This window comes from Pseudomonas sp. PS02288 (assembly GCF_029959715.1).
In the GTDB taxonomy this organism is placed as follows: domain Bacteria; phylum Pseudomonadota; class Gammaproteobacteria; order Pseudomonadales; family Pseudomonadaceae; genus Pseudomonas_O; species Pseudomonas_O kuykendallii.
In genome coordinates this window covers 1-20,505 of sequence record NZ_JASCPA010000027.1, presented here as the reverse complement: position 1 = coordinate 20,505, position 20,505 = coordinate 1, and the positions used below count along the sequence as shown (strand labels likewise).

Genomic DNA, 20,505 nt, shown 5'->3' with positions numbered 1-20,505 from the left:
AACGGAAGGAGTACGCGGTACTCCCCCTGCCAGTGTCAGTCGACCCAGACCCGCGCGTTGCGGAACAGGCGCAGCCAGCCGCCGTCTTCCTGCCAGTCGTCTGGGCGCCAGGAGTTCTGCACGGCACGGAAAACCCGCTCCGGGTGCGGCATGAGGATGGTGACGCGGCCGTCGCGGCTGGTCAGGCCGGTGATCCCGCGCGGCGAGCCGTTCGGGTTGGCCGGATAGCGCTCGGTGACCTTGCCGTGGTTGTCGACGAAACGCATCGACACGCACCCGGACAGGTCGGCCTCGAGCAGCGCTTCCTCGCTCTCGAACTCCGCATGACCTTCGCCGTGGGCGATGGCGATGGGCATCCGCGAACCGGCCATGCCGCGTAGCAGGATCGACGCCGACTCCTGGATCTGCACCATCGCCACACGCGCCTCGAACTGCTCAGAGCGGTTGCGCACGAAGTGCGGCCAGAACTCGGTTCCGGGGATCAGCTCATGCAGGTTCGACATCATCTGGCAGCCGTTACAGACGCCCAGGGCGAAGCTGTCCTTGCGCTCGAAGAAGCCCTGGAAGGCGTCGCGCGCGCGGTTGTTGAACAGCACCGACTTGGCCCAGCCCTCGCCGGCGCCGAGGACGTCGCCGTAAGAGAAGCCGCCGCAGGCCACCAAGCCCTTGAACTCCTCGAGGTCAACGCGACCGGCGAGGATGTCGCTCATGTGCACGTCGAGGGCGGCGAAGCCGGCACGGTCGAACGCCGCGGCCATTTCCACCTGGCCGTTGACCCCCTGCTCGCGCAGCACCGCCACCTTTGGCCGCACGCCCTTCTTGATGTAGGGCGCGGCGATGTCGTCGTTGACGTCGAAGGCGAGCTTTACCGTGAGGCCGGGGTTCTCCTCCTCGAGCAGGCTGTCGAACTCCTGCTCGGCGCAGTCGGCGTTGTCGCGCAGGCGCTGGATGCGGTAACTGGTCTCGCTCCACTCGCGCTGCAGCAGGCGACGGTCGCCGCTGTAGACCGGCTCGCCGTCGTAGGTGAAGGTCACGTCGCTGCTGCCGTTGACCGGCTGGCCGATCACCGCCACGCAGTCGCCCAGGCCAGCCGCGCTGAACTGCGCCAGCACGTCCGGAGTGGCGTCCTGGCGAACCTGGATCAGGGCTCCGAGTTCTTCGTTGAAGAGCACGGCAGCGAGGCCATCGGCGCTGTCGGCGAGGGCATCGAGGGTAAGTTGCAGGCCGCAGTGGCCGGCGAAGGCCATTTCCAGCGCGGTGGCCAGCAGGCCGCCGTCGGAGCGGTCGTGGTAGGCCAGCAGGTGGCCATCGGCGTTGAGGCCCTGGATCACCGCGAAGAACGCCTTGAGGTCCTCGGCGTCGTCGACGTCGGGCGCCTGGCGGCCGATCTTGCCGTAGACCTGGGCGAGAATGGAGGCGCCCATACGGTTCTGGCCGCGGCCGAGGTCGATCAGGATCAGGTCGGTCTCGCCCTTGTCCAGGCGCAGTTGCGGGGTCAGGGTCTGGCGAATGTCGGTGACCGGGGCGAAGCCGGTGACGATCAGCGACAGCGGCGAGGTCACGCTCTTCTCGGCGCCCTCATCCTGCCACCTGGTCTTCATCGACATGGAGTCCTTGCCCACCGGAATGGTGATGCCGAGGGCCGGGCACAGCTCCATGCCCACCGCTTTCACGGTGTCGTACAGACGCGCGTCCTCGCCGGGATGACCGGCGGCGGCCATCCAGTTGGCGGACAGCTTGATGTCGGAAATCTTCTCGATGCGCGAGGCGGCGATGTTGGTCAGCGTCTCGCCGATCGCCATGCGCCCGGAGGCGGCGGCGTCGAGCAGCGCCAGCGGGGTGCGCTCGCCCATCGCCATGGCTTCGCCGGTATAGACGTCGAAACTGGTAGCGGTCACGGCGACGTCGGCCACCGGCACCTGCCACGGGCCGACCATCTGGTCGCGGGCGACGAGGCCGGTGATGCTGCGGTCGCCGATGGTGATCAGGAAGCTCTTGCTGGCCACCGCAGGGTGGTGCAGCACACGGCTGACGGCGTCCTCGAGGGCGACGCTGGCGGCGGAGAAGTCATCGCCCAGCTCGGCTTCACGGGTGACCGAACGGTGCATGCGCGGCGGCTTGCCGAGCAGCACTTCCAGCGGCATGTCCACCGGGGTGTTGCCGAAATGGCGGTCGGTGACGGTCAGGTGCGGCGCCTCGGTGGCCTCGCCGACCACCGCGAACGGGCAGCGCTCGCGCTCGCAGATGGCCTGGAAGCGTTCGAAGTTCTCGGCGCTGACGGCCAGCACGTAACGCTCCTGGGACTCGTTGCTCCAGATTTCGTGCGGCGCCATGCCCGGCTCGTCGTTGGGCACGTTGCGCAGTTCGAAACGGCCACCGCGGCCGCCATCGTTTACCAGTTCCGGGAAGGCGTTGGAGATGCCGCCGGCGCCGACGTCATGGATGAAGGCGATCGGGTTGGCGTCGCCCAGCTGCCAGCAGCGGTCGATGACCTCCTGGCAGCGGCGTTCCATTTCTGGGTTCTCGCGCTGCACCGAGGCGAAATCCAGGTCCGCCGAGCTGGCGCCGGTGGCGACCGACGAGGCAGCGCCGCCGCCCAGGCCGATCAGCATGGCCGGGCCGCCGAGCACGATCAGCTTGGCGCCGACGGTGATCTCGCCCTTCTGCACGTGGTCTTCGCGGATGTTGCCCATGCCGCCGGCGAGCATGATCGGCTTGTGGTAGCCGCGAACTTCGTCGCCGTGGGGCGTAGTAATCGACTGCTCGAAGGTACGGAAGTAGCCGGTCAGCGCCGGACGGCCGAACTCGTTGTTGAACGCGGCGCCGCCCAGCGGGCCTTCGATCATGATGTCCAGCGGCGTGACGATGCGCTCGGGCTTGCCGTAGGGCACTTCCCAGGGCTGCTCGAAACCCGGGATGTTCAGGTTGGAAACGGTGAAGCCGGTCAGGCCGGCCTTCGGCTTGGCGCCGCGACCGGTGGCGCCCTCGTCGCGAATCTCGCCACCGGAACCGGTGGACGCGCCGGAGAACGGCGAAATGGCGGTCGGGTGGTTGTGGGTTTCCACCTTCATCAGGATGTGCACCGGCTCCTGCACCGCGCTGTACTGGCGGGTTTCAGGGTTCGGGAAGAAGCGCCCGGCAGTGTGGCCGACGATCACCGAGGCGTTGTCCTTGTAGGCCGACAGCACGTTCTCGCGGTGCATCTGGTAGGTGTTCTTGATCATGCCGAACAGCGACTTTTCCTGGCTCTCGCCGTCGATGTCCCAGCTGGCATTGAAGATCTTGTGGCGGCAGTGCTCGGAGTTGGCCTGGGCGAACATCATCAGTTCTATGTCGTGCGGGTTGCGCGCAAGGTTCTGGAAGGCGTTGACCAGGTAATCGATCTCGTCCTCGGCCAGGGCCAGGCCCAGCTCGACGTTGGCCTTCTCCAGCGCCGCGCGGCCGCCCCCGAGGATGTCCACGGCGGTCAGCGGCTTGGGTTCGGCGTGGCTGAACAGGTTGCTGGCGTCTTCCATGCGGCCCAGCACCAACTGGGTCATGCGGTCGTGCAGCAGCGCGGCGACCTGCTCGATCTCGGCCTCGCCAAGCTCGCCGGTGACGTAGTAGGCGATGCCGCGCTCGAGGCGCTCGATCTTCACCAGGCCGCAGTTGCGGGCGATGTCGCTGGCCTTGCTCGACCAGGGCGAAATGGTGCCGAAGCGCGGTACGCAGAGGAACAGCCGCCCGCTGGGCTCCTGCACCGGCACGCTCGGCCCGTACTTGAGCAGGCGCGCCAGAACCTGCTCCTCGTCCGCGGTCAATGCGCCGGACACTTCGGCGAAATGCGCGAATTCGGCATACAACCCGGTCACGGCGGGGACCCTGGAGGTCAGTTGCTCGAGCAATTTGCCGTGGCGAAAGGCAGAAAGGGCGGGAGCGCCGCGCAGAATCAACATCGTCGGGACAGCCTCGGAAGGGGGAGCGTTGGGAGGCGCGCATTCTACCCTATACCAGCCGCATGAGGCCAAAGCCGGCGCTCGCAAAGCCGCCGGCGACCGGCACTTGCGCCTAGCAGAGCGCCTGCTGCCTGTCCAGATATGGCGGCGCTACGCCATTGCGTATACTGCGCCGATGTTTTCATTCCTGGCGTTGCGCACACGCTGTCTCATCGGGCTCCTGGCGGCGGGTATCGTCCTGTCGCTGACGGGCTGCAGCGACGACGACACGCCGGCTCCCAGGCCGTCGACGCTCGAGCGTATAAAGGATGAAGGCGTGCTGCGGGTGGTCACCCGCAACAGCCCGGCCACCTACTTCGAAGACCGCAACGGCGAGACCGGCTTCGAGTACGAGCTGGTCAAGCGCTTCGCCGAGGACCTCGGCGTCAAGCTGCAGATCGAGACCGCCGACAACCTCGACGACCTGTTCATCCGCCTGAACAACCCCGCCGGCCCCGAGCTGGCCGCCGCCGGCCTGGTCGCCACCGAGGGCCGCCGGGGCCAGGCCAGCTTTTCCGTGCCCTACCTCGCCGTCACCCCGCAGGTCATCTACCGCAACGGCCAGCAACGCCCTACCCGCCCCGAGGACCTGATCGGCAAACGGATCCTGGTGCTCAAGGGCAGCAGCCACGCCGAGCAGCTCGGCGAGCTGAAGCTGCAGTATCCGGAGCTGAACTACGAGGTCTCCGACGCGGTGGAGGTGGTCGACCTGCTGCGGATGGTCGACGAGGGGCAGATCGACCTGACCCTGGTCGATTCCAACGAGCTGGCGATGAACCAGGTGTATTTCTCCAACGTGCGCGTGGCCTTCGACCTCGGCGATGCGCGCAGCCTGGCCTGGGCGGTGGCCGGCGGCGGCGACCGTAGCCTGCTCGACGAGGTGGACCAGTTCATCGGCCGGGTAGAGAAGAACGGCACCCTACAACGCCTGAAGGAGCGCTACTACGGCCATGTCGACGTGCTCGGCTACGTCGGCGCCTACACCTTCGCCACGCACCTGCAGCAGCGCCTGCCGCGCTACGAGCAGCATTTTCGCAAGGCGGCGCAGACGGAAAAGGTCGACTGGCGATTGCTGGCGGCGATTGGTTACCAGGAGTCGCTGTGGCAGCCCGATGCCACCTCCAAGACCGGCGTGCGTGGCCTGATGATGCTGACCCTCGGCACCGCCCAGGCGATGGGCGTCGCCAACCGCCTGGACCCGCGGCAGAGCATCATCGGCGGCAGCAAGTACTTCGCGCAGATCCACGAGGGCCTCGCCGACGACCTTACCGAACCCGACCGTACCTGGTTCGCGCTCGCCGCGTACAACGTCGGCATCGCCCACCTGTCCGACGCGCGCAAGCTCGCCGAGGCCGAGGGGCTGGACCCGAACAAGTGGCTGGACGTGAAGAAGATGCTGCCGCGCCTGGCGCAGAAGCAGTGGTACAGCAAGACCCGCTACGGCTACGCCCGCGGCGGCGAGGCGGTGCAGTTCGTCGCCAACATCCGCCGCTACTACGACATCCTCACCTGGGTGACCCAGCCGCAGATGGAATCCAACCAGATCGTCGAAAGCGGCCTGCACGTGCCGGGCATAGCCGAGGATCAGCCCGCTCAGCAGGAAAAGGCGCCGCTCTAAAGGTCCCATCCAGCCACAGTATCCGCGTGTCAGCGAACGCTCCTGATCACTTCGATAAACGCACGCAGCGCCGCAGAAACGTGGCAGTGACTGGGGTAATACAGCCGCAATCCACCCACCGGCGGTGACCAGTCCTCCAGGACCGCGACCAGCTTGCCCTCCTCCAGCCAGCGCTGCGCCGCCATGTCCGGCACATAGACGATGCCCATCCCGGCCACGGCCGCCTCGATCATCAATTGCGTATGGTTGAGGGTCATGCTGCCCGGCACATCGACGGTGACTTCCTGCCCGCGCTGCTCGAATTCCCAGCGGTAGAGTTTGCCGCTGGGCAGGCGCTGGCGGATGCAGCGATGGGCTCGCAGATCCTCCGGCATGACGGGCCGTCCAGCGTGGGCCAGGTACTCGGGCGATGCCACGGCTAGAAAACGGAAATCCCCGCTCAGAGCCACGGCGATCATGTCCTGGGGCACGGCTTCGGCCAGCCGGATGCCGGCATCGAAACCGTCGGCCACGATATCCACCAGATGGCCGTCACTGACCAGGTCCAGCGAAACCTGCGGGTGGCGCTCCAGAAAGGCCGGCACCACGCGCCTGAGCAACACACGCATGGCCTCCTCGCCACCATTGATGCGCAGGGTCCCGGTGGGATGGCCGCCCTCTTCGGTCAACGCATCGATAGCCTGATCGAGGCCCTGCAGCACCGGCGCCAGGCGCAGCAAGAAGTGCTCGCCGGCCTCGGTCGGCGCCACGCTGCGCGTGGTGCGGTGGAGCAGGCGCACACCCAGCTGGCGCTCCAGCGCGGCGATCGCGTGGCTAAGTGCGGAGCGGGACATCCCCAGCTCATCCGCAGCTTTTCTAAAGCTGCGGTGCTGCGCCACCGCCATCAGGGCACTGAGATCGCTTAACGTTGGCCTGCCCATTGTTCATCTCCATTCACCAGCTCATGCGAATTAAAGCCGATTATCACAACAAAAAATCTGATTAGAGTGAATGCCTCAAGCAATGATCGAGGAGCACAGCATGAACAAGACCTGGCTTATCACGGGGGCATCGTCCGGGCTCGGCAAGATCATGACGGCCCGATTGCTGGAGCGCGGTGATCGGGTGATCGCCACGGCACGCCGCCAGGAAACACTGCGGGAACTGGCACACCAATATGGCGACCGCCTGCAGGTGCTCGCTTTGGACGTCACCGAAACCGCGCAGATAGGCCGCGTGATCGACCATGCCTTCGAGCACTTCGGCCGCATCGACGTGATCGTCAGCAACGCCGGCTACGGCCTGGTCGGCCCTGCCGAGGAGGTAAGCGACGCGCAGATCGAGCGGGTGCTGGCCACCAACCTGACGGGCTCGATCCAGCTGATCCGCCGCAGCCTGGCCCACCTGCGTGCCCAGGGCGGCGGGCGCATCGTTCAGGTGTCTTCCGAGGGTGGGCAGATCGTCTACCCCGGCTTCAGCCTCTACCACGCCAGCAAATGGGGGATCGAAGGCTTCGTCGAAGCCGTGGCCCAGGAGGTCGCGCCCTTCGGAATCGACTTCATCCTCGCCGAGCCGGGCCCGACCCGTACCAACTTCGCCGCCGCTATCGACCTGGCGCCACCTTCCGGCGCTTACCGAGACACGCCGGCCGGCCAGGTTCACGCGATGATCGCCAGCGGCGAATTCGAGATTCGCGGCGACGCTGCCAACACGGTCGGGGCGATCATCCAGGCGGCCGACATGCCTCACCCACCGCTACGTTTGCCCCTGGGCAGCACCGCCTATGAAAACATCCACGCCGCCCTGAACCAGCGACTCGAATCGCTCGAAGCACAGCGTGATGTGGCCTTCTCGGCCGACGGGAGCTGACATGAGCCCGCCCTCGATACGCCTGGCCGCCGCGGCGCTGCTGCTGGGCGCGGCGAGCAGCCTGGCAGCCGGGGTGCCGAACAAGGTGGCCGGCACCTGGAACCTGATCGCCGCCACGGTGGAGAACGACGGCGTGACGTCCTATCCCTACGGCCCCGAACCGCAGGGCCGGTTGGTATTTACGCCGGATCTGTACTTTGTGGAGTTTCTGCACGACCCGCGCATCCCACGCTTTCAATCCAATGAGCGGGGCGGCGGTACCGACGCGGAGAACCGCGCCGTGATGGCCGGTAGCCTCGCGCTGTACGGACGCTACACCGTCGATGCCCTGGGCAACTTCAGTGGCAACACCGTGGAAGGCTCCTCCTTCCCGAACTGGACCGGCGACGTGCGCACCACCCGGGAACTGCGCATGGAGGTAGAAGGCGAGCGCATGATCGAACGCTTCCAGCGCCCTGGTGGCGCCAAAGTCAGCCTGGTTTTCCAGCGCGCTCGCTGACAAACGACTCAACGGGCGACGGTCTGGTTGCCCATGGCGCAGAAGCTCTGCACCTGTTGCTCGGCAGGTAGGGCGCGCAGTTGCGTGGAGCATTGCGCCTGGCTCGGAGAGCGGCTGACGCTCAGCACCGAATCATCATCGATGCTGATCAGATAGGGCTGGTTGTAACGCATCTTGTCGTACCAGCCACTGATCTGCAGATCGCTGTAAACGCAGCGGTAACGCATATGGCCGGTGAAGCCCTTGAACACATCGCGCCGGAAGATATGGTGATACTGCTGCCAGTCGCGCTCGCGCTGCCCCTTGCGCACGGCATCGAGACAGCCCTGCAACTCGGTGATCTGCGGCTCATGCAGGAAAATGCTCTGCGCCAGACTGGAGCCGTCCAGTTGCGCCGTGGCCACCAGGTAAATCTGGCGCTCCGCCGCCTGAGCGGACGCGCTCAGCAGTGCTCCTACCGCAAACATCCCTGTTTTTATCAATGGCATGACTGCTGAGCCTGTACTGGCTGGCCTGTAAAACGCGGATTCGCTTGTCCCCTGGGGCGAGCCATCCGAAGTATCCGCCTGCTACTTGCGCCGCGCCTTGAAAAACGCCTTCAGCACCTCGCCACACTCCTCGGCCAGCACCCCGCCCTCGACCAGCACACGGTGGTTGAGGAAGGCCTGGTCGAAGAACTGGCCGCGGCTCACTACCATGCCTGCGCGGGGTTCGCTGGCGCCGAACACCACGCGCTGGATGCGGGCGTGCACGATCAACCCGGCGCACATGCTGCACGGCTCCAGCGTCACATACAGCGTGCTGCCGGGCAGCCGGTAGTTCTGCGCGGCCTCGGCGGCGGCGCGGATGGCCACCATCTCGGCGTGGGCGCTGGGGTCGTGACGGGAAATCGGGCAATTGAAACCGCTGCCGATCACCTCGCCGTCCCGCACCAGCAACGCGCCCACCGGCACCTCGCCGAGGGCCGCGCCCTGTGCGGCGAGCGCCAGGGCCTCGCCCATGAAGCGCTGGTCCTGGCTGCGGTCGACGATGATCGGGTTCTTCATGGGCGGCTCACACCACGGCGATGGCGGCCATCAGGCCGGTTTCCATGTGATCGATGACATGGCAATGGAACATCCAGGTTCCCGGATTATCGGCCACCAGCGCCACGCGCGCCGTCTCGTTCTTGCCCAGCAGGAAGGTGTCAGTGAAGTACGGGATGATCTTGCGCCGGTTCGACGAGATCACCTTGAAGGCCATGCCGTGCAGGTGGATCGGGTGCTGGTACTGGGCCATGTTGCGCAGCTCGAAGATGTAGTGCCCGTCCTTTTTCAACGTGGCGATCGGCCGGTCGGTGCAGGTCTTGTCGCTGATGTCCCAGGCCTGGCCGTTGATCTGCCAGTACTTCGCCGGACCCTTGTCGTTGGGCTTGGCCAGCGTCGCCGACCACTCGAAGTTGAAGCCGATGGTCTCGGCCTTTTCCAGGTCCGGCTCCGGAACCGGGTTGGCCGGCAGCGCCGCGGGCCATTCGCCGGCCGGCTGCTCGCTGGCCAGCCCCTTGAAGGTGGCGAGGCGCAGTGGGCCGTTGCGCAGCGGCAACTCGACGCCGGCCTCCGGCACCTTCAGTGCCAGGTCGATACGCATGCCAGGCCCGAGCCAGTACTCCTTTCCCAGCGGGCGCGGCTCGACCGGGTGGCCGTCCAGCGCATAGATACGCACGTCGGCCTCCGGCATGTTCAGCCGGTAGGTGACGGTATTGTCGAGGTTCAGCAGGCGCAGGCGCACCACCTGGCCGGAAGGCAGCTCGAGGGTCGGCGCCGGCTTGCCGTTGATCGTCGTCAGGCGTCCGCGGGTGCCCTCGCGGGCCGCCTCGCGCGGCACGCTGAAGGAGGTGAACGCGCCCTCCTCGTCGATGTGCCAGGTTTTCAGCACCAGGGTGTGGTCGTGCTGGAAACCGCTCGGCTGGCGCTCCTCGACGATCAGCGGGCCGACCAGCCCGCGGCCGAGCTGCTCGCTGCTGCTGGTGTGCGGGTGATACCAGTAGCTGCCGGCGTCCTTGACCAGGAAGCGGTAGTCGAAGTACTCGCCCTTCTTCACCGGCAGCTGCGACAGGTAGGGCACGCCGTCCATCTCCAGCGGGATTCTCATGCCATGCCAGTGAATGGTGGTGTCCTGCTCCAGCTGGTTGATGAAGCGCACCCGCAGCCAGTCGCCCTGGCGCACGCGCAGCTCCATGCCCGGCGCCTGGCCGTTGTAGCCCCAGGCAGGTGTGCTGTGCCCGGCGACCAGCTCGAGGTCGACCGGCGCGGCGATCAGCTCGTAATCGTGGGTGTCGGCGAACATCGGCTTGCCCAGCCAGTAGCGCACGCCACCGGCGCCGAGACCGACCACACCAAGGCCGACGAGGCCGCCAAGAATCTGTCTACGGGTGAAGGACATGTTCGAAACTCCAGTCAGAAGGACGTCGCTGACACACCGGGCATGCAGCAGTCGCGGGAGCGATTGCCGTGGCCGCCACTCTGACGGAGGCGTGGATGCAGGCGACCCGCCGCGGCGTCCGGGCAGGCTTCGCAGGCCGGCGCCAAGTGGCGATCGGCGGAAAAACGGGGATCGACAGCGAACGCCGACTCAGCGCGCATCGCTGCTCCGCCCGCGATAGGCGCGGGTGGTCATCAGATAGACCGGCAGGCCCGAGCAGAGCACGATCAGCGCCGCGTAAGGCGCCGCCGCCGCGTACTCGAGGTTGCCGGTGTGCGACCAGACGGCCGTCGCCAGCGTGTCCAGCCCGGTGGGGCCGAGCACCAGCGTGGCGGTCAGCTCCTTCATGGTATCGAGGAAGACCAGCACGAAGCCGGCAGCGATGGCCGGGAAGATGATCGGCAGGGTCACCTTGAGGAAGGCCAGCAATTGCGTGTAGCCGAGCGTACGTGCGGCCTCTTCCAGCTGCGGCGAGGCTTTCTCCAGCGCCACCCGGATCGGCGACTGCGCCATCGGCATGAACAGCAGCGCGTAGGCGATCAGCAGCAGGCTGGTGGTCTGGTACAACGCCGGCAGGTAGCGCAGCGAGAAGAACACCAGCGACAGCGCGATGACCAGGCCGGGCAGCGCGTGCAGCAGCACCGGCAGGCGCTCGCCGAGCGTCGCCAGGCGGCCGCGATAACGCACCACCAGCAGGCCGATCGGCACCGCCAGCAGCACGCTGATCAGCGCCCCACCGAAAGCCAGCGAGAGCGACGAGCCGAGCGTTTCGAGAATTTTCATGAGCGGGAAACTGGCCGAGCTGCCCTCGATGATCCAGAAACCCAGCATCACCAGCGGCGTTCCACAACCGATCACCACCAGCCCCAGCATCATCGCCTGCACCGGCAGGCCCCAACGACCCAGGAGCACCGGCGTCGAACGCCGCGCCACGCCCTGCCCGGTCCGCGCGTAGCCGCGACCGCGCAGGCGGAACTCCAGCCACAGCAGGACCATGCACAACGCCAGCAGCAGCGCCGACAGCATCGCCGCGTTGGTGTTGCTGAACTCCAGCTCGAACTGCTGATAGATCGCCGTGGTGAAGGTCTGGTAGCGCATGATCGACGGCGCGCCGAACTCCACCAGCATGTGCAGCGCCACCAGCAGGCTGGTGCCGAACAGGGTCGGCCGCAGCAGCGGCAGGGTCACCCGCCAGAACACCTGGGCGCGGCTGTAGCCGAGCATCCGCGCCGATTCTTCCAGCGCCGGATCGAGGCTGCGCAGGGTCGCCGCCACCGGCAGGTAGATCAGCGGGTACTTCGACAGAATCATCACCAGGACGGTGCCGCCCAGGCCCTCGAACATCGGGCTGATGGAAATCCAGGTGAAACCGCTGACGAAGGCGGGAATGGCGAACGGCAGGCACAGCAGTACGTTCCACTGGCGGCTGCCGCGCAGGTCGCTGCGCTCGATGCACCAGGCCAGCAGCAGACCGAGCAGCGCACAGCCGACGGTGACCAGCACCATCAGTTTCAGGGTGTTGGCCAGCAGGCCGAAGACGAAGGGTCGCCAGAGCAGTTGCCAGGCGGCGTGCCAGCCGGACTCCCAGCTTTTGACCGCGACGTAGAACAGCGGCAGCGCCGCCACCAGCACCAGTAGCAGCACCGGCACCTGCAGCCAGAACGGCGGCGCCCGATGGCGCGACACCGCGCGGACGCTCACGGGAGTCGCCAGGCCATCCGCCGCTTCGACCTGCATGTTCAGTTCAGCCCGACTTCGCGTTCGAGTTCGAGGGCGTCCTCGGCCAGGCCGATGTCGGAAGCGGTCAGTTTCGGCGGGCGCAGTTCGCTATACGGCTTGAGCAGCGGATCGACCGGCACGTTGCTGTTCATCGGGTACTCTGCCGACTTGCTGAGGATGGCCTTCTGGCCTTCCTCGCTGACCATGAATTCGAGGAACTGCTGGGCCTCCTTCGGATGCTTGCTGGCTTTCACCACGGCCGCGCCGGACACGCTGACCAGCCCGCCCGCATCGCCGTTGTCGAAGTAGTAGAGCTTGGTGTTGAGCTCGCCCTTTTCCTTCTTCAGCGCCGCCCAGTAATAACTGTTGATCAGCGCCGCGGAGATTTCGCCGTTCTCCACCGCCTTCATCGCCACCACGTTGTTGGTGTAGGTGGCGCCGAACGCCTTGAGGCCGGTCAACCAATCCTCGGCAGCTTCGCGGCCGTTGAGCTTGATGATCGCCGCGACCTGACCGAGGAACTCGCCGCTGCTCGGCACGAAGCCGATCTTGCCGCTCCACTCGGGGCCGGCGACGTCCAGCACGCTGGCGGGCAGGTCCTGCTCGCTGATTTCCTTGGGGTTGTAAGCCATGACGCGGACGCGGGCGGTGATGCCCAGCCAGTTGCCATTCTTGTCGGAGAATTGCGGGTCGATCTGCGCCAGGGTGGCGTCGTCGACTTTCGCCAGCAGCCCCTGATTGGCCAGCTTGATCAGCGGCGGCGCTTCCTCGGTGTAGATGAGGTCGGCGGGCGAGCGGGAACCCTCTTCCGCGATCTGGTTGGCCAACTGGCCACCGCCACCCTTGCGAATCTGAACCTTGATTCCGGTCTTCTTCTCGAAGGCCTCGGCGACGGCGACGCCGGTCGCTTCATGCTGGCCGTTATAGAGCGTCAGCGTGACCGGATCGTCGGCCCAGGCGCCCGTGGCGGCGGACAGGCCGATGCTCAGGACGCTTGCGCTGCAAAGCCGTGTCAGTGCCGTGGAAAACCGTACCGTCATCTAGCCGTTCCTCTCGTCGTCGAAGATTCGCGGCAGAATTATACGGGCATGCCACTGGCAACTGCACTTGATTCGCAACAAGAGTTACGGTTTTTTTGTCCATTGCGCGCGGCCGTACGCAAGACCTCATCTGCGCCAAACGCGGGGCCCGCGGCGGTCGGCAGGACGTCTGGCCGCTCGGGCTCGGGGCGCCGCTCCTATTGGCAGACGCCCTCTGCGCGCCGATGCCGCATGTCGGCCTACGCTACTGCCACCGCTCTAGGGTGCTGCAGGTGTCGGGCGTTCCGCGCCGTAGGTCTTGCTCAGGTAATCCACCATGGCGGCGGTGTCCTGCTCGGGAAAGGGGGCCCCGAAGACCTTGCTCATCTTGCCGACGGTGGCCTCCCAGTAGCTGCGTGGCAACGTTCGCGGCTGCGTCAGGACGTACTGCGCCGAATGACAGATCAGGCAGTTCTGTTGCACCAGTTGATAGCCCGGCAAATCGCTGGCCACGTAACTGGCGGTTTCCGCCGGCAGCTCGACCTGTAACGCGGTAGCGGTCAGCGGCGTGCAGGCGGATACGAATGCCAGCGCGACGAGGAATCGTGAACTCATGGCGGTACTCCTCATGCGGCCACCACCCGGGTGGTTTCCACCATGTTGCGCAGGTAGCCGGCGGGGTTCCACTGCGCTTCCAGCGGCTGCTGCTGGCCTATCCGGTTGAGCGCGCGCACTTTCAGCGCATAGTCGCCCTGCCTGGGCGGCGTGAAGCTAGCCGTCCATTCGCGGAACGAATAGCGACCGAGGTCCTTGCCCAGCCGGGCTTTCTGCCAGGACGCGCCGCCGTCGGCGGAAAACGCCACCTCGGTGATGCCATAGCCGCCGTCGAAGGCGATGCCGCGAACCTCGGTCGCGCGTCCGACCGGCACCCTCTCTCCGTCCTGAAGGCTGGTGATGAACGAGCGGATGGAGAAGCGGTTGATCGGAATGGTCTTTTCCGGCGCGGTGCCGGGCGGCACGCAACCACAGGCATTGTCGGGAATACGATAGGCCTTGCTCATCCAGAACCCATCGAACACCCCGTCGATCACCTGGATATCGTCGAGGTGCTTCACCCAGTAGGTGCCGTAATAGCCGGGCACCACCAGGCGCAGCGGGTAACCGTTGAGCAGTGGCAAATCCTCCCCGTTCATCGCCCAGGCGAGCATTACCTCGCCGTCCAGCGCGTGGTCCAGGTCCAGCGCCTTGATGAAGTCCGGCCCGTTGCCCAGCGGCGGCTTGTCCATGCCGTTGAACGCCACCTGCCGCGCGCCGGCCTGTACGCCCGCCTTGTCCAGCAGCGCCTTGAGCGGCACGCCGGTCCAGCGCGCGTTGCCCATCGCGCCATTGGACAGCTGTCCGCCATTCACCCGTGGCTGGAAGTGCCCGCGGCTGTTGCCCGAGCACTGGTTCACCGCCACCACCTCGACCGGATCAACCAGCTTCTTTATCTCGTCCAGGGACAGCTCGAGCGGCGTCTCGACCTTGCCGCCGACCTTCAGCCGGTAGGCCTGCGGGTCGATGGATGTCGGCAGCGCGGCCCAGTGGTAGCGCACGAAGAAGGCGTCGTTGGGCGTGATCAGCCCCTGATTGAACACCGAGAACGGTGTTTCCAGTTGCGGCGGCCGGCTGGTCAGCACAATCAGCGGACGCTTCTGCGGAAAGCTGAGCAGATCGCGCTCTCCGTTATCGAAGGGCAGCGCCACCTTGGCGCCGGCGGCCAGCGCAGACAATGCCGGGGCTCCGGCCAGCGCGCCGGCGCCCGCCACTCCGAGGACTTTCAGCAGGCGTCGACGCGAGGCGTCCGGGGCCGGTGCGGCCTGGTCATGTTCCATCTGTTTCTCCTTGTTCGGGTTATCGGGAAACGCCCGGCGCCGGCACGCTCGCCGACGCCGGGCGAGAATCAGGCGGGCGCCTGCTGCGGCTCCTCGGCCATCGGTCGCGGATCGATCCCCAGCGACACCATGGCGCCAATGAACAGCAGCGTGGCGGACACCGCGAACGGAATCGTCCAGCTGCTGGTGAGATCGAGCATGAAACCGAAGAGCATCGGCGAGAGGATTCCGGCGATGCCGAAGCCGGTGTTCATCAGCCCGCCGCCGACACCCGAATGCCGCGGCGCGATATCCATAGGTATGGCCCAAAGCACCGCGTTGGTCAGTTCCAGGAAGAAGAACGACAGCGACAGGCAGATCGCCGCGACCCACAGGTCGTGGATGAACAGCACCGGCATGATGAACACCAGCGAACCGAGCAGGCCGACTACCAGGTTGGTGCGGCGCGCGAGCTTGAGGTTGTTGGTGCGGCGCAGGAGGCTGTCGGAGAGCATGCCGCCGAGGGTGTCACCGACCACTCCGGCGCACAGCACCAGGGTGGTGAACAGCGCGAAATTCTTCAGGTCCAGCCCGTAACTCTTCTCGAAGAACGACGGAATCCAGGTGAGGAACACCCACAGCGACCAGCCGTAGCAGAAGTCGACGAAGGTCACCGGCAGAATGCGTTTGAGCAGCATCCGCCAGGGCACACGCTTGTGTTCGTGCTTCCACTGCTCACGCGGCAGTTCATCCAGCTCCGCCTGGGTCATCTTGGGGTGGTCCGAGGGCGAATCGCGGAATTCGCGGTTCCAGAAGAACACCCAGATCAGGCTGATGGCGCCGAACAGCCAAAAGCTCAGGCGCCAGTCGTAGAGCGCGATGCAGCCGGCGACCAGCAGCGGCGTGACGGCGTTACCCAAGCGCGACGCGGCGTGGGTGATGCCCTGGGCGAAGCCGCGACGATCCGGCGGCATCCATTTCGCCATGGCGTGGGTGGCGGTCGGGAAGGTCGCTCCCTCGCCGAAGCCCAGCGCCAGGCGCGCGGCGAACAGCGAGGCGAGGCCGATCGAGAAGCCGGTGGCGGCGGTGGCGATCGCCCAGATGATGCCGACCACCGTGAGCACCTTGCGCGGGCCGAAACGGTCGCCGAGCAGGCCGCCGAAGATCTGGAAGAACGCATAGGGGATGGCGAAGGCCGAGAGCACCATGCCCAGCTCGCTGTTGGAAAGCCCCAGGTCATGTTTGATGAACGGCGCCGCGGTGGCGATGTTCACCCGGTCGACGTAGGTAATGAAGTACATCGCGCAGAGCAGCAGCAGGACCCGCCCGCGCACGCGACCGCGGAAGCCGTCGAGGCCGGTGTGGGTAGCAGGATTCTTCACGCGCGGCCCTACGGCCGCCGAGGTAGGTGTGGTGTTCATTGTTGTTTTCACCTGTGAGTGCCGAAAGAAAAAGCCGGGAACACCCGGCGCGCGCAGGCGCCGGGTTACAACTCAAGGCTGGTGCGAGGGACTGTCCTGCAAGGGTGGCGGCAGCAGCGCATGGCTGGACGCGCCGATCAGTGCGGCCGCGAACGTCGCCCATAGCAGACGCAGGCGACGGGGCAATGGCGTTCGTTGCGGGGAAGAGGAGGCAGGACGTGGAATGACGGTGAAGCGGTTGCTTTCAGCGGGCATCGGTATTCTCCTGCGCGGGAACCGCATGCACGGTCCCGCCTGTCTTGTTATTGATCTTCAGGCCGATCGGGGCGAGGGTTTCCCCGGTTGCTGACTCCGTTCAACGATCTCCTTGCAGACGTTGGTTCATGCGCTGGCCAGCGCCTGCCGCAGCGCGTCGGCGATCTGGCCGGGGGTATCGACCACCTGCGCCCCGCCGGCTTCCAGGCGTTCGCGCTTGGAGCGGTAGCTGCCCTGGTTGCCCATCACGATGGCGCCGGCGTGCCCCATCTTCTTGCCCGGTGGCGAGGCGCGGCCGGCAATGAAGGGGACCACCGGCTTGCCGACCTCGCGCAGCGCGTCGGCAGCCTCCTCCTCCATCGCGCCGCCGATCTCGCCGACGATGACGATGGCCCGAGTGCGCTCGTCGGCCTGCAGCGCACGCAGCGCCTCGACGGTGGTCGTGCCAAGCATCGGGTCCCCGCCGATGCCGAGAAACGCGGACTGGCCGAAACCGGCATTCACCAGGTTCAGGCAAATCAGCGTGCCAAGGCTGCCGGAGCGCGAGATCACGCCGATGTCGCCGGGCATGAATACGCGCCGATTGAAGGCCGGCATGATCCCGGCGAACGCCTCGCCGGGCGTGACGATGCCCGCGGTGTTCGGCCCGACGATGCGTGTGCCGTGGTGACGCGCGGCGGCATGGATGCGCATCACGTCCTGCGAGGGAATGTGCTCGGTGAGCACCACCAGCTGGCGAACCCCGGCCTCGATGGCATCGATGGCGGCGTCCCTGGCCGACACTGGTGGAATGAACATCACCGACATGTCGATGCCGCCCAGTTCATCGGCTGCCTCTCTGGCCGACGCGAACACAGGTACGTCGCAGCAGGTCTCACCGGCCTGCTTGGGATTGACCCCGCCGACGATACGGGTGCCGTACTCCTGCATCTTGGCGCTCCAGAAACGGCCCTGACGGCCCGTGATCCCCTGGATCAGAACGCTATGCTGTTTTCTCAGAATCATCGGGCAGCCTCCACCGCGGCCTGTACCGCGTCTTCCATCCGGTCATAGGGCTCGATACCCAGGTGCTGCTGAAGGATCGCCACCGCTTCCTCCTCGCCGGTGCCGTGGATCGAGAAGAACACCGGCACCGTCGGCCGCAGCGTCGCCCAGGCGTCCACCACGCCCTGGGTCATCACGTCGGTGCGCGCGAAGGCCCCGCAGAAGTTCACCACCAGGCTCTTCACCTTCGGATTGGCCAGCACCAGTTCCAGGGCCGGCGTCGCCTTGGTGTAGGCGTCGCCGCCGATTTCCAGGAAGTTCGCCGCACGGCCTCCGCAGTGGGCGATAACGTCCATGGTGGTCATGGTCAACCCGGCACCGTTGGCCAGCAGGCCGACCTCGCCGTCCAGCTCGATGTACTTGAAGCCCAGTTCTGCGCCGCGCTGCTCCAGTGCGCTGCGCGGCTCCGGCGTGCCCTGCGCCAGCTGCTCGGTCTGGCGAAAGCCGGCCGAATCGTCGATACGGAACTTGCAGTCCAGCGCCACCAGGGAACCATCGGCCAATACCGCCAGCGGGTTGATTTCAACCAGTTCGGCATCGCGCTGCAGATAGACCTCATAGAGGCGCACCAGCAGCTCCGCGACCGCGTCGCGCTGCGTACCGAGGTCGACCGCCGCCAGCGCGGCGCCGACCTGGCGGGCATCCAGGCCCTTCTCGATATCCACGGCGATCCGGCAGATCGCCTCCGGCCGACTCTCCGCCAGCTCCTCGATGTCCATCCCGCCCTCGGCGGAGAACAGGACCAGCGGCTGGCGCGCGGCGGTGTCGTTCATCACCGCGGCATAGAACTCGCGGCTGATCGCCGCCTTCTGCTCGACCAGCACGCTGGGAACCCTGTACCCACCGATGCTCATGCCGAGTATCTGTCCGGCGGCGCTGCGCGCCTCGGTCTCATCGCCGACCAGCTTGATGCCGCCGGCCTTGCCGCGCTTGCCGATCGGCACCTGTGCCTTGATCGCGCTGGGGCCGAGGATGCGCACCGCATCCACCACGTCCTCGGCCGTCGTGCAGTGAATGCCTCGGGGTATGGCGAGCCCCGCGTCGGCCAGGATCTGCTTACCCGCGTATTCGACGAAATCCATGATTCGCTCCTATTTGCCGTACCGGGACCAATAGGAACCGAACAGTTCCTCCGCCGTCGGCTCGTCTTTGGGAATGGTCTGGACCAGGTGGGTGACGTTGATGAAGTTCCGGTAGTTGAGGTTCTCGCTGATGCTGTTTCCGGCCCAGGTGCCGCAGCCCATGCTCAGGGTGAAATTCAGCCCGTTGTCGAAACTTCCGCCATTGCCGAAGGTGTGCGCCTGGTTGACGAGCACCCGCACCACGTCGGTCTGCTCGGCGAGCTGGCGCGCCCGGTCGAGGTCCTGGGTGTGGATGCCGCAGGAATGGCCACGGCCCTGGTGGGCGAGCAGGGTTTGCACCAGGCGGCAGGCGTCATCGAAATCGCGGGCGCGATAGACGCTCAGTACCAGCGAAAGCTTTTCTCCGGAGAACGGGTAGCCGGGGCCGATGCCCTGCTGCTCGACCATGAAAAACTTCGAACCCCGTGCCGCGTCCGGCAGCCCGATGCGGGTGGCGAAGACATCTGCGTCGCGGGCGATCAGGTCGCGGTTGAGTTTGCCGTGCTGCCAGAGGTTTTCCTGGATCGCCTCGGCTTCGGAGGCGCTGGCCAGGTAGCCACCGGCCTTGTGCAGCGCCGCCATCGCCTGGTCGTAGACGGCGTCGAGGATCACCAGCGCGTTTTCCGAGGAGCAGGAGGTGGAGTTGTCGAAGGTCTTCGAGGCGCAGATCTTTTCCGCCGCCTCGTCCATTCGGGCGCTCTCGTCGATGATCACCGGCACGTTGCCAGCCCCGACGCCGATCGCCGGCGTACCGCTGCTGTAGGCCTGGCGCACGTTGTTCTGCGAACCCGTGGCGACGATCAGGTCGGCCTGGCGCATCAGCTCGGCGGTGAGTGCCTTGGACGGCGGCATGTCCGGCACCTGCACCAGATCTTCCGGCAGGCCGATCTTGCGCAACTCGGCGCGCACCAGGTCCACCGTCTCAACGGTGACATCGTCGCCGGACGGCGAAGGCGAGATGATGATCGCGTTGCGCCCCTTGATGGCGAACATGGTCTTGTTCACCGGGGTCGCGGACGGGTTGGTGGAGGGGGTGATGGCGACGACCACGCCAACCGGCTTGGCGTACTTCACCAGGCCGCGTTCGGGCAGCTCCTCGATGACGCCGACGGATTTCACCCTGAGCAGATCGCGCAGGGCGCCGAAGGTCTTGCGCTGGTTCTTGATGATCTTGCTGTCGACCCGGCCGATGCCGGTGGTTTCGACGGCGCGACGGGCGAGGTGCTGGGCGTTTTCGGGCTTGTACAAGGCCCAGGCGACTGCGGTGACCGCTTCGTCGACGCGCGCCTGATCGGCATCGGCGAATACCTCCATGGCCTGTCTGGCCTTGTGCATCATCGCCGTAACGTACTCGGCGAGGTTGTCGTCTGCGGCCGCTTTGGATAGTGCGTGCATGGACATGCATCCCCCTTAATTGTTTTTATTCGGAATATGCTGCCCGGCGAACGTAGTCCTGTGATCTGGTCAGAGTTAGGACCAAACGGTCACGGATGCTGGAGCCAAACGAGGGGTGGTGAGACGTGCCTGAACCCTGCGTCGTGCCTGGCATGGCGCGGCGCAGAGCCGTTGGGCGAAGAGCAGGGAGAAGTGCCGGGCAGCGCTGCCCGGCAGAGCGGCGAAAGCCTTAGCGGACGACGTGCAGGTAGTGCCGATGACGTTCGTACTGGTCGAGGA

At 66.1% G+C, this 20,505-nt stretch carries 16 protein-coding genes; 3 read left to right on the top strand and 13 right to left on the bottom strand.

Translation table 11 applies throughout. The features are described 5' to 3' along the window. Window positions 1-35: 35 nt before the first annotated feature. A complete protein-coding gene (gene purL / locus QMX85_RS12420; RefSeq protein WP_282341279.1) occupies window positions 36-3,935 on the bottom strand; it encodes a phosphoribosylformylglycinamidine synthase in 3,900 nt (1,299 codons plus the stop codon). A gap of 175 nt (window positions 3,936-4,110) precedes the next feature. Between purL and mltF the strand changes: the two genes are divergently transcribed. Next, window positions 4,111-5,592 (top strand): membrane-bound lytic murein transglycosylase MltF, encoded by a 1,482-nt coding sequence (gene mltF / locus QMX85_RS12415; protein WP_282341277.1) that lies wholly within the window; start codon window positions 4,111-4,113, stop codon window positions 5,590-5,592. Window positions 5,593-5,621: 29 nt separating this feature from the next. Here the strand turns inward: mltF and QMX85_RS12410 are convergent, their stop codons facing one another. After that, the gene (locus QMX85_RS12410; protein ID WP_282341275.1) at window positions 5,622-6,512 is read right to left on the bottom strand and encodes a LysR family transcriptional regulator; all 891 of its coding nucleotides are present in this window, start codon (window positions 6,510-6,512) and stop codon (window positions 5,622-5,624) included. Between the two features lie 100 nt (window positions 6,513-6,612). Here QMX85_RS12410 and QMX85_RS12405 point away from each other — a divergent pair, with 100 nt between their 5' ends. Both QMX85_RS12405 and QMX85_RS12400 read left to right on the top strand, forming a co-directional pair. Then, the gene (locus QMX85_RS12405) at window positions 6,613-7,440 is read left to right on the top strand and encodes an SDR family oxidoreductase (RefSeq protein ID WP_282341272.1); all 828 of its coding nucleotides are present in this window, start codon (window positions 6,613-6,615) and stop codon (window positions 7,438-7,440) included. A 1-nt stretch (window position 7,441) separates the two neighbouring features. Beyond that, window positions 7,442-7,939 (top strand): lipocalin-like domain-containing protein, encoded by a 498-nt coding sequence (locus tag QMX85_RS12400; protein ID WP_282341270.1) that lies wholly within the window; start codon window positions 7,442-7,444, stop codon window positions 7,937-7,939. An 8-nt stretch (window positions 7,940-7,947) separates the two neighbouring features. Here QMX85_RS12400 and QMX85_RS12395 read toward each other — a convergent pair whose 3' ends face one another. From QMX85_RS12395 to QMX85_RS12345, 11 genes are all read right to left on the bottom strand, one after another. Further along, window positions 7,948-8,406: a hypothetical protein gene (locus QMX85_RS12395; protein WP_282341268.1), complete on the bottom strand. Its 459-nt coding sequence runs from the start codon at window positions 8,404-8,406 to the stop codon at window positions 7,948-7,950. A 102-nt stretch (window positions 8,407-8,508) separates the two neighbouring features. Further along, window positions 8,509-8,985, bottom strand: a complete 477-nt coding sequence (gene tadA / locus QMX85_RS12390) for a tRNA adenosine(34) deaminase TadA (RefSeq protein ID WP_282341266.1) — start codon at window positions 8,983-8,985, stop codon at window positions 8,509-8,511. A gap of 7 nt (window positions 8,986-8,992) precedes the next feature. Then, the gene (locus QMX85_RS12385; protein WP_282341264.1) at window positions 8,993-10,360 is read right to left on the bottom strand and encodes a multicopper oxidase family protein; all 1,368 of its coding nucleotides are present in this window, start codon (window positions 10,358-10,360) and stop codon (window positions 8,993-8,995) included. Between the two features lie 189 nt (window positions 10,361-10,549). Further along, entirely contained in the window at window positions 10,550-12,136 is a 1,587-nt protein-coding gene (locus QMX85_RS12380) for an iron ABC transporter permease (protein WP_282341262.1), read from the bottom strand. Between the two features lie 2 nt (window positions 12,137-12,138). Continuing rightward, complete coding sequence (locus tag QMX85_RS12375) at window positions 12,139-13,158, bottom strand: iron ABC transporter substrate-binding protein (protein WP_282341261.1); 1,020 nt, start codon at window positions 13,156-13,158, stop codon at window positions 12,139-12,141. A 258-nt stretch (window positions 13,159-13,416) separates the two neighbouring features. Then, the gene (locus QMX85_RS12370) at window positions 13,417-13,752 is read right to left on the bottom strand and encodes a cytochrome c (RefSeq protein WP_282341260.1); all 336 of its coding nucleotides are present in this window, start codon (window positions 13,750-13,752) and stop codon (window positions 13,417-13,419) included. 11 nt (window positions 13,753-13,763) lie between these two features. Next, window positions 13,764-15,011 carry a molybdopterin-dependent oxidoreductase gene (locus QMX85_RS12365; protein ID WP_282341259.1) on the bottom strand — a complete coding sequence of 416 codons (1,248 nt, stop codon included), beginning with the start codon at window positions 15,009-15,011 and terminating at the stop codon, window positions 13,764-13,766. Window positions 15,012-15,079: 68 nt separating this feature from the next. Further along, window positions 15,080-16,411, bottom strand: coding sequence for an MFS transporter (locus tag QMX85_RS12360; protein ID WP_282341257.1), 1,332 nt, complete (start codon window positions 16,409-16,411; stop codon window positions 15,080-15,082). Window positions 16,412-16,792: 381 nt separating this feature from the next. Further along, window positions 16,793-17,671, bottom strand: a complete 879-nt coding sequence (locus QMX85_RS12355) for a CoA-binding protein (RefSeq protein WP_282341255.1) — start codon at window positions 17,669-17,671, stop codon at window positions 16,793-16,795. Next, window positions 17,668-18,792, bottom strand: a complete 1,125-nt coding sequence (locus QMX85_RS12350; RefSeq protein WP_282341253.1) for an ATP-grasp domain-containing protein — start codon at window positions 18,790-18,792, stop codon at window positions 17,668-17,670. The genes QMX85_RS12355 and QMX85_RS12350 overlap by 4 nt, the downstream gene beginning before the upstream one ends. Before the next feature lie 9 nt (window positions 18,793-18,801). After that, complete coding sequence (locus tag QMX85_RS12345) at window positions 18,802-20,226, bottom strand: aldehyde dehydrogenase family protein (protein ID WP_282341251.1); 1,425 nt, start codon at window positions 20,224-20,226, stop codon at window positions 18,802-18,804. Between the last annotated feature and the right edge of the window lie 279 nt (window positions 20,227-20,505).